We start from the raw sequence: 13,888 nt of genomic DNA, 5'->3' as shown, positions 1-13,888 counted from the left end.
TTATTGATTGAGCAGTTCTGTAAACTCTTTTTTATGTAAAATAATTTCTTTCTTAGACAATTTGTTGGCTTCGTAAACGATCTTGATGTGTTTAATATCAGCCTTGAAAACCTTTAAGGATACAATCAATCCACTGATAAGTTCATCAATAGTATATTGATAGGTTCCGGTCTTACTGAATGATCTTTCCTTTCCACCAGTGGTTACCAATATATAGACTTCCTTATTTTCAAGAGGGTTTTCTTTTCCGGGCTGTAACCAGTCACGATCGAAAACTTCATCAATCCATAATCTTAAGAGTGGAGGCATTCCGAACCAGATCAGCGGAAACTGAAAAATAAAGCGGTCATAATTAGCTAAACGCTTTCTTTCTCTGAAGGCCGCAATATGAAAATCAGGATATTCTTCATAAAGATCACGTAAGGTATAATGCTGATGACGAACGTAGAAATTGATGAGCTCTACATTCGAATTGGAGTGCTCCAGATAAGGGTGGGCAAATACTACCAGTGTCTTCTTCATAATCCTGTTTTCAGTAAATATACTGAAAAAATATTGAATAAAAGGTAGTTTTTATGTTGGTTTATTAATTTTTTAATATGTGAAAGTCAAATTAATGTTAATTAAAAGCAAAAAAACACTGTTATTTTAAGTTTTTAAATAAAAAATCAGGTCATTAAGACCTGATCTGTTGATATCTGAATAGAATGTTTGTAAGATTACCATCCTCCGGAAGCACCACCGCCTCCGAAACTTCCGCCACCGCCGAAGCCTCCAAAGCCGCCGCCGCCGGAACTGCCACCACCGAAGCCTCCGCCTCCAAAACTACCTGGGAATGGGAAGAACCCACCAGGATAATTTCTGCGTCCTCTTCGAGTGATAATTACATCATCATCGTCATCATAATTTCCACCTCCACCACGGCCACCACCTCGGTTACCAAAGAGAATAGCAATGATGATAAAAATAACAAAGGCGATAATAAGAACTTTAAGAGCACTGCCATCCCCGGAAGGAGCTGTCGTAGGAACAGGTTTGAATTTACCTTGGACAGCGTCCATAATGGCTGAGGTACCACCGTTGATTCCTTCATACCAAAGCCCTTTTTTGAAGTTAGGCGTAACAATATAATCCAGGATCTGTCCTGCAACAGATGCCGTAAGGTATTGTTCTACGGCACGTCCCTGTTGAATAGACATGGTTCTGTCTTCAGTAGCGATCAGGAAGACTACTCCGTTATCCACTCCTTTTTTTCCGATCTTCCATTGCTGGCCAAACATTGTGGCCAGAAAGTTGACATCTTCGCCTTTGGTGGACTTAATGATAACAACTTCAATTTCTGTGGAAGTAGAATCAGCAAATTTGATGAGTTTATTATTAAGCTCATCTTTTTCCTGTTGAGAAAGAAGACCTGCTTCATCAAAAACAGGGTATAAAACTGCTGGTTTTTCAGGAATGGTATATTGTGCTGATACAAAAGTGTAAAAGCAGAGTAGTAAAAATGAAAATACTATTTTAAGAGAATGTAATTTCATTCGGAAGTTGGTTTGGATTTTCTCCTTCTACAGGAAAATATTTTTTAAGTTCAAGACCTGTTTCAAGAATAGCACTTTTCAGGGCCTTATAATAATTTCCTTTGGCAAATTCAGAGGTGATATAGTCATGCAGATGATCCCAATACGATTGATTTACTTTTGCATGAATCCCTACATCTCCGATAATGGTGAGGTATTTTTTTTCAAAATTGACATGAAAAAGCACAGCATTCCTATCAGTAGTTTTATCCATACACAGTTCTTTGAAAACTTTGAATGCTGTTTTAGCATCACGGTTTTCCGTATTAGAGTCGATATGTACCCTGATCTCGCCTGTAGAATGGTCTTCTGCTGACTGAATCGCTTCCACAAGGGAAGCGATCTGTTGATTTGTAAGGAAATTACCCATTATTATTTGAATACTTCAGGGGCTTTCTGAGCACCTGCATCAGCCTTGAAATAAGGTTTTTCTTTAAAGTTGGTGAAATTCGCCAAAATATTATTGGGAAAAGTCTTGATAGAGGTGTTGTAATCCTTAGCAGCATCGTTATAATAAACAGTTTCTGTTCTGATGCTGTTTTCAATTGCGGTATACTCTCTCTGGAAGTTGATATACTGCTGATCTGCCTTTAAGTTAGGATAAGACTCTACCACAGCCATTAATCTGCTTAATGCACCGGATAATTCTCCCTGTGCTGCCTGGAACTTCGCAAGATCTGCTTCCGTCATATTGGTAGGATCAATGTTGATAGACGTCGCTTTAGAACGCGCTTCCACAACCTGAGTTAAAGTTTCCTGCTCAAATTTTGAATACGATTTTACAGTTCTTTCCAGATTAGGAATAAGATTGGCTCTTTTCTGATATACGGTCTCTACATTAGACCATTTTGCGTTAACGGTCTGTTCTTTGTTGACAAAGCTGTTATATCCGCTTTTTCCCCAGAAGAATAGGACGGCAACAATAATAAGGAGGGCGATACCAATAGTTCCGGCGCCCAGACATCCTTTATTTTTCATAGTTTATTTTTTTTTAATTTTTTGTGCTAATCAAATATACAAATTATGTGCTAATTTTGTAGAAAATTATATTTGAATGACAACAATAGTGGTGGCAATGGGAGAGAAGAACGAGATTGGTTTTGAAAACCAGTTGCTTTGGCATCTTCCAAAAGATTTAAAACATTTTAAGGACCTTACTTCAGGGCATCCGATTATCATGGGAAGAAAAACGTATGAGAGTATTGGAAAACCACTTCCTAACCGTACCAATATTGTTGTTTCAAGAAAGAAAGATTGGTTTGAAGAAGGGATTCTTATCGTAGGAAGTCTTAAAGAAGCTATGAAGTTTGCTAAGAAGATTGATGAAGAGGTTTTTGTTATTGGAGGCGGAAATATTTATGAGCAAACGATGGATATTGTGGATAAACTTGAGGTAACTCTGGTAAAAGCCGATCTTGAAGCAGACACTTTCTTCCCGAAAATTGATGCGAAAATATGGAAAAAAACAAATGAAGTATGCCATGAAAAAGACGAAAAAAATGGCTATGATTTTTGTTTCCAAACGTTTGAAAGAATCAAGAAAGAAGGATAAGAAGTCATTAGTCAGTTTTTGATTCATAATGCGGATAGTAAATTACCGACGGATATTAATAATTGACAAGCGCAGCGAATTGACCATTCACTATTGACTTTTTGAACTTTAACCTTTAAATTTATTATCTTTGCACTTCTAAAATTTAATAATGAATAAGAACATAAAAATTGCAGTAGCAGCACTTCTTATCCTTCTGGGACTTTATATGATGATTTTCACAAGAAATCTTGGATGGGGGATTGTTATTTTTCTTTTGGCTGCATTTCCCATTTTACTTTACTTTAAAAACGAGTATATTCTTTTGGCATTCTGGCAATTGAGAAAACAGAATATGGAAAAAGCTGCAGTATGGTTATCAAAAATTACCGACTATAAAGGACAACTTCATAAAACTCAATACGGATACTTCCATTATTTATTAGGCTTAACTCAAGCTCAGGATCATCCTACAAAAGTGGAACCTTTAATGAAAAAAGCTTTGGAGTACGGTTTGAATATGAAGCATGACAGAGCAATGGCTACTTTAAACCTTGCCGCATCTGCAATTTCTAAAGGAAGAAAGCAGGAAGGGCAAAAATTGCTGGAAGAAGCTAAAAGACTAGACAGTGCAGGAATGATGACCGATCAAATCAAAATGATGAAAGATCAGTTGAAAATGCCAACTATGCAGAAACATATGCATAATCCTAATATGAGACAGAGAGGTAAGTTCTAGTAAGAAACTACAGATAAAACCAAAAAGCACCTGAATAAGGTGCTTTTTTATTTGTTTTACATTGAGTTACATTTCCGAAGTCTGATCGTAGCCATAAAATTTAGGCATCTGCCAATGGTATTTAACGGCAAGTGTTCTGATCCCTACAATCAATAAGATGGTAAAGATCTGTATAAATGTGTAGGAAAGTGGAGTATACTTTGTCATTAATAAAAATGCAGATCCGCCTACAATACATGCTGTAGCATAGATTTCTTTTCTAAAGATCAGTGGAATTCTGTTCAACAATATATCCCGGATAATCCCTCCGAAACAGCCGGTAATAGTTCCCAATCCAATACAGATTAGAGGATGGATTCCAACATTGAGTCCTTTCTGAATCCCAATAATAGTAAATAATCCTAATCCAAAACTATCAAAGATAAATAAAGTGACCTTAAAGTTTTTTTCAAGGGATTTGAATACCATGGAAATAACGCTGGTGATAATAATCAGGGCACACATCAGAAGATCATGCATCCAGAATACGGGAATATCCAGCAGGAGATCCCTTACAGTTCCTCCCCCTACAGAAGTAACAAAGGCAATAATAAGAACGCCAAAAGGATCAAGCCGTTTCTGCATCGCTGCAAAACTTCCTGACATGGAAAACGCAATGGTTCCCAGTACTTCTATGGCAAAATTGAACTGTTCGTGCATATATTATGATGAGTAATGAATAATGAGCAATGAATAATAAAAATTATGCCACTTAAATTTGAGATAATTTATATTTGGCCATCACTTTTACAAGTTCTTCACATTCTGATTTTAAATGTAGAATTTTTTCTGGACTTATATATTCTAGTTCTTCAATAATTTCAAGCCAAAGTTGTGTCTCATCAATTTCCTCAACCACAATACAGATTTTAGCAAGCTTTTCTTTTTCAGATCTAGCCCTTGAAGTTGCTCTATAATTAGCAGCTACTGAAGTTGAAGATCTGATAATTTGTTTTCTTATTATTGAAACATCATCAGAATATGGCAATAGAGAAAATGCTCTAATGATATCATTAGAAAATTTCTTAGTCCTTTCACGGAAAATTTTGTTAAAATCTATACCATCAAAATTACTCATTGCTCATTACCTAATTACTCATTATATCTATCTCTCAACCCTAACGGAATCGGGAACCATCAGTTCATATTCGCCTCCGTGGGTAATAATTTCCCTTACGATGCTGCTGCTGATGAATGATTTTCCGGAAGAGGTTAATAAGAATACGGTTTCTAATTTTTTATGAGCTAATGTTCTGTTGGTGTGAGCTATTGCTTTTTCGAACTCAAAATCGGCAGGATTTCTAAGTCCTCTGATAATGTATTGAGCATTCTTTTCAAAACAGTAGTCTACTGTTAAGCCTTCGAATGAATCTACTTCTACATTGGGGAATTCTGCTACAGAGTTTTGAATGAATTCCATTCTTTTCTCAAGAGGAAACATATATTTCTTCTGGGAATTCTGCCCGATGGCAATAATTAATTTATCAAATAGCGGTGCCGCTCTTTCTATAATATCGTAATGTCCTAAAGTGATAGGGTCGAAAGACCCAGGGAAAACAGCAATTTTCATGTTGTATGAGTTATGATTTTGAGTTGTCAATGGAGGTTTGATTTCAAATTTTGCTCAATCATCAACCTCTGATTTCTAACTTTTATGATCTATTTTCTTTTATTTAAAGCTTTTTCAACTTCATTTCCACAAAGATCCATAATGGAAATTCCATAATGTTTGGCCTGTTGAGGAAGAATACTTGCCGGAGAGAATCCTGGGTTGGTATTCATTTCAAGCATATAAGGTATCCCATCCATTAAAATAAATTCACTTCTTGAGAATCCGCTCATTCCAAGAGAATTGTAGGCTCTTTTGGAAATTTCTTCTACTCTTTTTGTAGTTTCTGCATCAATTCTTGCTGGGGTAATCTCTTCAGATGCTCCTTCATATTTAGCTTCATAGTCGAAAAACTCATTGGTTGGAACAATTTCTGTAATTCCTAAAACGATAGTTTCTCCTTTAAAATCGATAACTCCTACAGAAACCTCCATTCCGTTTAAGAAACTTTCGATCAGGATTTCGTCATCTTCTTTGAAAGCAATTTCTGTAGCTGCGATGAGTTCAGATTTTTCCTTTACTTTAGAAATTCCCAGTGAAGATCCGGATTGGTTAGGCTTTACAAAAAGGGGAAGATTTAATTCTTCTACAATTTTATCTACATCGATGTTTTCTCCTTTTCTCAGATAAATGCTTTTGGCTGATGGAATTCCATATTTTGACAATACGGCAAGCGTATCTTTTTTGTTGAAGGTAAGGGCACTCTGGTAGAAATCACAACCTGTGTACTTTTGACCTATGGCATCCCAATAAGCCTGAAGAATACCATTTTCACCAGGTGTTCCGTGGATGATATTGAAACAAGCATCAAATTTTAATGTTTCTCCATTATCTAAGGTGACAGAAAAATCGCCTCTGTTGATCGGGTATTTTTTATCATTTTCTCCTAAAAAATACCATTCATCTTTAAGGACTACTACTTTATATACATCATACAAATTTCTGTCTAAGGAATCGTAGATCAATTGTCCGCTTTTTAAGGATACAACATATTCATCAGAATAGCCTCCCATTACTACGGCAACACTTTTTTTATTCATAACCATATAGTATCAATTAAGGCAAATTTAAACATTTTATGCAATGCAATACGGGAAATCGGGAAATTTTCAAATCAAAAATGAATTGTGTTAAATAAAAAGTCCATTCTAAAATTATTAGCTATATTTGCGGTTATAATTAAAGTATTTTTAAGTATGCTTAAATCACTTTTCAATTGGAAAGTTTTAGTCAATTTAGTAGTGGCAATCGGTGTTTTCGTAGGGCTTGTATGGCTTACGTTCCGTTGGTTAGAGTACCACACTAATCACGGTCAGGAAATTCCTGTTCCTAATGTTGTTAATAAATCTGTACATGATGCTGTTAAAATATTAGATGATACAGGGTTGGAATATGAAGTAGACAGTGCCAATTATGACCCTAAATACAGACCATTTCAGGTTTTACAAATCTATCCAGCTCCGGGTTCCCGTGTAAAGGATGGAAGAACAGTGCGTCTTAAAGTGAATCCTAGAACATGGGCTCAGATTGCTGTTCCGGATGTTATCAATAAATATTCAGGACTTGCATTCCAGAGATTGGATCAGGTTGGACTGAAAATTGGCGATACTATTTACGAGCCGAGTATTCAGAAAGATGCTCTTTTAAGAATTTTATATAAAGGAAATGCTGTAAATCCAGGTGCCCGTCTTCCTAGATTCTCCGTAATTGATGTTGTGGTGGGATCAGGGCCGATGAGAAATATTTCCATTCCTAATGTAGTAGGGCTTTCCGTAAAAGAAGCGAGAGCTGTCATTACGAAGAGTATGTTTGAAGTAGGATTGGTAGAACATGAAGATGGTGGTAAGGATGAATCTGATATTATCTATTATCAAGATCCTGCTTCCGGTGATGTTCGTGACCAGGGAATGCAGATTGACCTTTGGGCAAGTAAGAAAACCCCGGCAGAACTTAGAGCAAAAGTGGAACAGCTGAATTCTATTTACCGTATGAAAGTAGACACTTCTCTGCCGCCAGTACGATATGAAGAAGTTCATCATGAACCAAGTTATGAAGCTCCGGTAGTACCTGCACCCGCACCTAGGAGAGAAACTCCAAAGACGGAAGCTCCGAAAACTGAGACTCCAAAACCTCAGTCTACAACTCCAAAACCGGCAAGTACTGGGACAGAAAAGCCTAAGGCTTCTACAAGTACGCCTGCTACCGGAAATACTGCAAAACCAGCAGCTTCAACTTCTACACAACAGCCTGCTCAAAAGCCAAAGGCTAAGAAAGTAGTCGTAGAATAAATAAAGATTAATAATAAAAATATAGGCTTCAACTGCAAAATGTTGAAGCCTTTTGTGTAAAAAAATAAATACAATGTCAGAAGATAACGAAGATTTTTTAGACGAAGAATTATTAGACTCCAACAGTATTGATAATATCGATATTGATGAGGAAAACAAAGGTTTATATGAACATCTTAATATTACGGTTGATCCAGGACAGGAATCATTAAGAATTGATAAATTTCTTTTAATACACCGTCAGAATTCTTCAAGAAATAAAATTTCTCAGACCTGCAGAGCTGGAAACGTTATAGTCAATGGTGCTGCAGTAAAGCAGAATTACCGTGTAAAACCCGGAGATCAGATCTCAATACTACTAACCCGTCCGCCAAGGGAAAATGTAATTATTCCACAGGATATTCCTATTAATATAGTGTATGAAGATGATGATCTGGTAGTTGTAGATAAAGAGCCTGGTATGGTAGTACATCCCGGACATGGAAACTGGGATGGAACTTTAGTTAATGCTCTGGCATTTCATTTTGAAAAAAATGGCTCAAAATCTGATCTTGACAGGGTAGGACTTGTTCATAGAATTGATAAGGACACTTCCGGACTTCTGGTAGTGGCTAAAAATGAATATGCATTAAGCTTTCTGGCTAAGCAGTTCTTCAACAGGACTACCAAAAGGCTGTATTGGGCTTTTGTATGGGGAAATCCTCAGGAAGAAGAGGGAACCATCAGAGGACATATCGGAAGGCATCCTAAAAATAGAATGCAGATGTCTGTATACGAAGATGGCAGCCATGGAAAACATGCTGTTACCCATTATAAAGTTTTAGAGAGATTTAAGTATATGACCTGGGTAGAATGTAAGCTTGAAACGGGAAGAACTCATCAGATTAGAGCACACTTCAAACATATTGGACATACATTGTTCAATGATGAGCGCTATGAAGGGCATACGCCTTTAAGAGGTGTGAATCTTCCAAAATACAAACAGTTTATTAAAAATGTTTTCGAAATTCTTCCAAGACACGCATTGCATGCACATACCCTAGGATTTATACACCCCACAACAAAAAAGGAATTATATTTTGAAAGCCCAATGCCCAAAGATATGGAGGATGCTGTAAAAAAATGGAGAATTTATTTAGAAAACTAAAAATATATTGAGATTTTTTTTATATTTGTTGAATTGAAATCAAGATTTGTTATGAGAAAACTATATGCTATCGTATGTTTAGCTCTTTTGTCAAATGCATACAAAGCACAAGAATCACTACCATATTATCAACAGTATCTTTTGGATGGTGATTTCCTGTTCAACCCAGCTCAGTACGGTAAAACAGACTACGTACAGCTCAATGCCATTTATCAGAAGCAATTTTCAAAATTCAGCGAATCCCCAAATGTACAATCGGTGGGAATTAATGCAAACATTTTCGATAGAGTAGGTGCTGGTCTTACCATATTCAGAGACAGCAACGGAGCTGAATCTGCGGGTGGTATTACGGCGGGTGCTTCATATTTTATTCCTCTAAGTAGTGAAGGAGACAGAAAAGATCAGTTCTCATTTGGTACAAGTGTAAGTTTGTACAACAGAAATTTTGATTATACTAAAATCAACGTTGAAGAGCAGGGAGATCCTTTAGTAAAAGGAGATCAGCAGAATATTTTCATGGCTTATGCTAACTTCGGTTTGGCTGCCACTTATAGAAACCTTTTTGGAGGTGTTTCCGTAAATGATATTGCATTAGGTAATGATAAACCTATTGTTAACGGATGGGAGCCTTCTCCAATTAAGTTTTTCTTAAACTTAGGATATAACTGGCATATTGCAGATAACATCATGCTAACGCCTGCTGCCATGATTAATCTAAACACGAACTCAACAAGAGTAATGGACTATAACCTAATGGCTACCTTCAATAATGAAGTGAATGCATTCTCTGTAGGGGTAAGTTATAGAGCGGCTCAGAACAGATTTGACAGCCAGCAATTGGAAATTGCTCCGATTGTTAAAGTAAGACTGAACAAAATCATGATTGGAGCTACTTATAACCTAGGTTTGTCTGATATTCAAACGTATGGAGGAAACAGCTTCATGATCGGACTTGGGTATAACTTCGATAACTTTATTAATGTTCGAGGATATAGATATTAATCAATTTAATTTAAATAAATTTGAGCTCTGAATTTTTTCAGGGCTTTTTTTATGATATATATTCACATTCCGTTCTGTAAGCAAAAGTGTAGTTATTGCAATTTCCATTTTTCAACATCTCTTAATTTTAAGGATGAAATGCTTCGTGCGATGAAAACGGAAATACAGCTTAGAAAGCATGAGCTGAAAAGTAAAAGCTTAAAATCGCTTTATTTTGGAGGCGGAACTCCTTCTATTCTTTCAGTGGATGAAATTAATTCTTTAATTGATGAGGTTTTACACGGTTTTAGTTTCGAAAAAGATATTGAAATCACATTGGAAGCCAATCCGGATGATCTGGATAAAAATTTCTTAAAACAACTGGCAGGAACACCTGTTAACCGATTGTCAATTGGAACCCAGAGTTTCTTTGAAGAAGATCTTAAACTGATGAACCGTGCTCATACCGCTTCAGAAGCAGAAGGATCTATCAAACGTGCTCAGGATTTTGGATTTGAAAACCTAAGTATAGATCTCATCTATGGTTCACCTACTTCCAATCTGGAGATCTGGAAAGAAAATTTACATAAAACTATTGCTCTGGAAGTTCCTCATATCTCCTCTTATGCTTTAACAGTTGAACCTAAAACAGCTCTTGACAATTGGATATCAAAAGGGAAAGTTAAAAGTCCGAAAGAAGAAGAGCAGAACCGTGAGTTCTATTATCTATCTGACTTTTTAAAAGATAACGGTTTTGAGCATTATGAAGTTTCAAACTTTGCAAAACCTGGATTCTATTCCAGACATAATTCAGCCTATTGGAAATATCAGGAATATTTAGGAATTGGCCCTTCCGCACATTCTTACAACGGATTTGATGTGAGAAGCTGGAATATAGCTAATAATCAACAGTACATTAAAAAACTCGGTGCAAAGCTTCTAGCCAAGGAAGAAGAAATTCTTTCTAAGGAAGATCAGTTTAATGAAATGATTATGATAGGCTTGAGAACCATTTGGGGGGTAGATATGAAAAGCTTAAAAGAAAAGTTTGATGACCGGTTCATGGAGCATTTTAAAAATGAGATCAGGCATAAAATGGAAGAAGGTATTTTAATCATAGAAAATGATCATCTGAAAATTCCGGAAAAGCATTGGTTTATGGCAGATGGAATTGCCTCAGACTTATTTATGGTGTAATATGACAAGATGCTTCAACTTTACTCAGCATGGCATGTTTAAAATATAGCTGATGGTTGCATCCAGCATTGAAGCTTCTTAATTATATAGTATATTATACCATATAAATTCATTAATTTTGTATAAAATTTCAGTGTCATTTGAAAACTAAAAAACAAGATTATTCGCATCTTTCACGCAGCCAGCCTATCGGTATTTTTGATAGCGGAGTAGGAGGGCTTACAGTTGCTAAGGAAATCAAAAGGCTTCTGCCCAATGAAGACCTTATCTATTTTGGAGATACCAAGCATCTTCCTTATGGGGAAAAGTCGAAAGAAGCGATTATCGAATATTCGACAAAGATTACCAATTTTCTGCTGGAGCAAAACTGCAAAGCAATTGTAATAGCATGTAATACAGCTACAGCTAATGCTTTGAATGAAGTGATGCAGTCAGTGGCAGGGAAAGTCCCCGTTATAGACGTTATTAATCCCGTTGCTGAAAAAGTATCTTATGAAATTCATAATAATGTTGGAGTAATCGCTACTAAGGCTACTGTGAACTCCGGATTGTATAAAAAGAGTATCAGGAAGCACAATAAATGGATTAAGGTAGATGAATTGGCAACGCCTTTATTGGTTCCGGCTATTGAAGAAGGATTTAAGAATCATCCGATTACTCATGCGATTATTTACAATTATCTGAGTAATAATAAGCTGAAAAATATTGAAACATTAATTTTGGGCTGTACCCATTATCCATTGTTGATTGATGAGATTAAACAGTATTATGGAAACAGGGTTCGAGTGATTGATTCGCCTAATATTGTAGCCAATCATCTGAAGATTATTCTTGATAAATACAATCTTCTGAATGAAAATAATCCTAAACCGAATTACCATTTCTACCTTTCGGATCTTACCAAAAACTTTGAAAAGATCTCTAAAAAATTCTTCGGTAAAACCATTGATTTAGAATTCAAAGTATTATAAATAAAAAGTCTGCCTCATAAAGAAGCAGACTTTTTTTATTAGTCATTGCAAGCGTTGTAAAGCAGTCGCAATTACTGTATATTGCCATAGGTACAGAATAGTTTTAGGTAAGCTTATTATCTATGTTTCTATGTGGTAAAAAGTATCATACCACATAGAAATATAGATTTTAGAATTAAGTATCAATAAAAGATATTCATATTTTCAAATTATGCTTCCAGGATCACTTTCTCAGCGTTTAATCTTGATTTTGGATTGAATTGAGGCTGGTTGGCATCCGTATCCAGCTTTTCCCCGATTGCAACAGCAAATAATGTTTCATATTTATCATTCTTCAGAATCTCGTCATAGAGCTCAGGTTCTATTCCTTCCATCGGTGTTGAATCAATTCCCATATCTGCACAAGCTGAAAGGAGTACTCCTAATGATAAATATACCTGATGTCCTAACCAGGATTTAACAAAAGCATCTCCTTTGGGCTTTACTCTGGTTCTGTAATAGTTTACAGCACCTTCAGGCAGGTTTTCTTCGATTTGCTTTTCAAAATCTTCAGGATTTTTAAGAACCTGAAAAATAATCAGATGGCTGCAGTCGATTACTTTTTCTTTATTAATAAAAGAAACCTCTGCTAGCTGTGATTTCAGCTCACCACGATTTACAAAGATAAAATTCCATGGCTGACTGTTGATGGAAGATGGACTTAAGTTCAGGATTTCTTTTAGTTGAGAGATCTGCTCTTCACTGATATTGCCCTGTGGGTTATACTTTTTTACAGTATACCTTGTTTTCATTTTGTTTAAAAAGTTCATAATTTTATACTATCATTTTTATAGTTACAAAATTAATTTAAGTTTCTTAACTTTGCAATAACGGTTAAAAATGATAGTATAAAAAATGTATACAATTGATAACAAATCTTACCCTTGCTGTACGAGTGTAACCATGCGATTTATAGGTGGAAAATGGAAGGCTGTCATCTTACACCATCTTATTCATGGTGCCAAAAGATATAACGAACTGAGAAAAGATATTCCTACAATTACAGAAAGAACATTGAGTCTTCAACTTAAACAGCTGGAAGAGGATAATATCATTGACAGAAAAGTATATACAGAAAAACCACCTTTGATGGTAGAATATACCTTAACAGAATTTGGAATAACATTGCTGCCAGTTCTGGAAGCAATTACCCGATGGGGAATAGATGCTCCTGAGAATTCAAAAAAAATAACCAAGAACTAAAGTTCCTGGTTATCTTCTTTATTCGGATCAAAAAAACTGAAACTCACGTTTCCGTATTTTCTCGTGTCTATCAGGTTTGGATGTTCCAGTTTCATGCGGCTTTGATGCTCTACAATAAGAACTCCGTTTTCTTTCAGGAACTTATTATTCAGAACTAAAGAGATCAATTCATAATATTTTTTCTCTTCCATTTCAAAAGGTGCATCAGAAAAAACAATTTCGAAGGATCTTTTATTTCTGAATTTTTTAAGCCAATCAAACACATCTCCTCTCTGTACATTGATCTGAAGAGCCATGTCAAGTTCAGACGCTGTAGAATTGATGAAGGCTGTGTGTTTTGGATTCAATTCAACAGAAGTTACATCCTGGCATCCCCTGGAAGCAAATTCGAAGGAAATAGAACCGATTCCTGCGAAAAGATCCAATACAGAGATTGACTGCATATCGTATTTATTTTCCAAAATACTGAATAAGGCTTCTTTTGCAAAATCCGTGGTTGGTCTTACTTCAAAGTTCTTGGGAGCGGCAATTTTTTTGGCTTTCCATTTGCCTGATATTATTCTGAACATG

The 13,888-nt window shown here is 35.8% G+C and carries 18 protein-coding genes; 8 read left to right on the top strand and 10 right to left on the bottom strand.

Annotated features, from left to right (window positions below; all coding sequences use genetic code 11):
• The 4 genes from EG344_RS07855 to EG344_RS07840 form a co-directional block, all read right to left on the bottom strand.
• Window positions 1-522, bottom strand: a complete 522-nt coding sequence (locus EG344_RS07855; protein WP_123908990.1) for an NAD(P)H-dependent oxidoreductase — start codon at window positions 520-522, stop codon at window positions 1-3.
• Between the two features lie 197 nt (window positions 523-719).
• Window positions 720-1,535: a TPM domain-containing protein gene (locus tag EG344_RS07850; protein ID WP_123908989.1), complete on the bottom strand. Its 816-nt coding sequence runs from the start codon at window positions 1,533-1,535 to the stop codon at window positions 720-722.
• On the bottom strand, window positions 1,516-1,944 hold the full coding sequence (locus EG344_RS07845; protein WP_185145600.1) for a TPM domain-containing protein: 429 nt from the start codon (window positions 1,942-1,944) through the stop codon (window positions 1,516-1,518). The genes EG344_RS07850 and EG344_RS07845 overlap by 20 nt, the downstream gene beginning before the upstream one ends.
• A gap of 2 nt (window positions 1,945-1,946) precedes the next feature.
• The gene (locus EG344_RS07840) at window positions 1,947-2,552 is read right to left on the bottom strand and encodes a LemA family protein (RefSeq protein ID WP_066690947.1); all 606 of its coding nucleotides are present in this window, start codon (window positions 2,550-2,552) and stop codon (window positions 1,947-1,949) included.
• Between the two features lie 76 nt (window positions 2,553-2,628).
• Between EG344_RS07840 and EG344_RS07835 the strand changes: the two genes are divergently transcribed.
• Window positions 2,629-3,126 (top strand): dihydrofolate reductase, encoded by a 498-nt coding sequence (locus EG344_RS07835; RefSeq protein WP_123908987.1) that lies wholly within the window; start codon window positions 2,629-2,631, stop codon window positions 3,124-3,126.
• Window positions 3,127-3,277: 151 nt separating this feature from the next.
• Entirely contained in the window at window positions 3,278-3,844 is a 567-nt protein-coding gene (locus EG344_RS07830) for a tetratricopeptide repeat protein (RefSeq protein ID WP_123908986.1), read from the top strand.
• A gap of 66 nt (window positions 3,845-3,910) precedes the next feature.
• Here EG344_RS07830 and EG344_RS07825 read toward each other — a convergent pair whose 3' ends face one another.
• From EG344_RS07825 to EG344_RS07810, 4 genes are all read right to left on the bottom strand, one after another.
• Entirely contained in the window at window positions 3,911-4,543 is a 633-nt protein-coding gene (locus EG344_RS07825; RefSeq protein ID WP_123908985.1) for a trimeric intracellular cation channel family protein, read from the bottom strand.
• A gap of 52 nt (window positions 4,544-4,595) precedes the next feature.
• The gene (locus EG344_RS07820; protein WP_185145599.1) at window positions 4,596-4,961 is read right to left on the bottom strand and encodes a four helix bundle protein; all 366 of its coding nucleotides are present in this window, start codon (window positions 4,959-4,961) and stop codon (window positions 4,596-4,598) included.
• A gap of 27 nt (window positions 4,962-4,988) precedes the next feature.
• Entirely contained in the window at window positions 4,989-5,453 is a 465-nt protein-coding gene (coaD, locus tag EG344_RS07815) for a pantetheine-phosphate adenylyltransferase (RefSeq protein WP_047098871.1), read from the bottom strand.
• 89 nt (window positions 5,454-5,542) lie between these two features.
• Entirely contained in the window at window positions 5,543-6,532 is a 990-nt protein-coding gene (locus EG344_RS07810) for a D-alanine--D-alanine ligase (protein ID WP_123908984.1), read from the bottom strand.
• 156 nt (window positions 6,533-6,688) lie between these two features.
• On the opposite strand from EG344_RS07810, the gene EG344_RS07805 reads away from it, so the two are divergent.
• From EG344_RS07805 to murI, 5 genes are all read left to right on the top strand, one after another.
• Window positions 6,689-7,780, top strand: a complete 1,092-nt coding sequence (locus EG344_RS07805; protein WP_123908983.1) for a PASTA domain-containing protein — start codon at window positions 6,689-6,691, stop codon at window positions 7,778-7,780.
• 73 nt (window positions 7,781-7,853) lie between these two features.
• Window positions 7,854-8,927, top strand: a complete 1,074-nt coding sequence (locus EG344_RS07800) for an RluA family pseudouridine synthase (RefSeq protein WP_185145598.1) — start codon at window positions 7,854-7,856, stop codon at window positions 8,925-8,927.
• A gap of 51 nt (window positions 8,928-8,978) precedes the next feature.
• The gene (locus EG344_RS07795; protein ID WP_123859016.1) at window positions 8,979-9,929 is read left to right on the top strand and encodes a type IX secretion system membrane protein PorP/SprF; all 951 of its coding nucleotides are present in this window, start codon (window positions 8,979-8,981) and stop codon (window positions 9,927-9,929) included.
• Window positions 9,930-9,980: 51 nt separating this feature from the next.
• Window positions 9,981-11,105 carry a radical SAM family heme chaperone HemW gene (hemW, locus tag EG344_RS07790; protein ID WP_123908982.1) on the top strand — a complete coding sequence of 375 codons (1,125 nt, stop codon included), beginning with the start codon at window positions 9,981-9,983 and terminating at the stop codon, window positions 11,103-11,105.
• Between the two features lie 140 nt (window positions 11,106-11,245).
• Complete coding sequence (murI, locus tag EG344_RS07785) at window positions 11,246-12,076, top strand: glutamate racemase (RefSeq protein WP_123908981.1); 831 nt, start codon at window positions 11,246-11,248, stop codon at window positions 12,074-12,076.
• 209 nt (window positions 12,077-12,285) lie between these two features.
• On the opposite strand, the gene EG344_RS07780 is transcribed toward murI, so the two are convergent.
• Complete coding sequence (locus EG344_RS07780; RefSeq protein WP_317126490.1) at window positions 12,286-12,867, bottom strand: nitroreductase family protein; 582 nt, start codon at window positions 12,865-12,867, stop codon at window positions 12,286-12,288.
• Window positions 12,868-12,970: 103 nt separating this feature from the next.
• On the opposite strand from EG344_RS07780, the gene EG344_RS07775 reads away from it, so the two are divergent.
• Window positions 12,971-13,318 (top strand): winged helix-turn-helix transcriptional regulator, encoded by a 348-nt coding sequence (locus tag EG344_RS07775; RefSeq protein WP_123908979.1) that lies wholly within the window; start codon window positions 12,971-12,973, stop codon window positions 13,316-13,318.
• On the opposite strand, the gene EG344_RS07770 is transcribed toward EG344_RS07775, so the two are convergent.
• Window positions 13,315-13,887: an RsmD family RNA methyltransferase gene (locus EG344_RS07770; protein ID WP_123908978.1), complete on the bottom strand. Its 573-nt coding sequence runs from the start codon at window positions 13,885-13,887 to the stop codon at window positions 13,315-13,317. The genes EG344_RS07775 and EG344_RS07770 overlap by 4 nt on opposite strands.
• Window position 13,888: the final 1 nt, after the last annotated feature.

Origin of the sequence: Chryseobacterium sp. G0162 (genome assembly GCF_003815715.1) — a bacterium.
Taxonomy (GTDB): Bacteria; Bacteroidota; Bacteroidia; order Flavobacteriales; family Weeksellaceae; genus Chryseobacterium.
The sequence above is the reverse complement of the archived record's forward strand: the minus strand, read 5'-3'. Positions and strand labels throughout refer to the sequence as shown.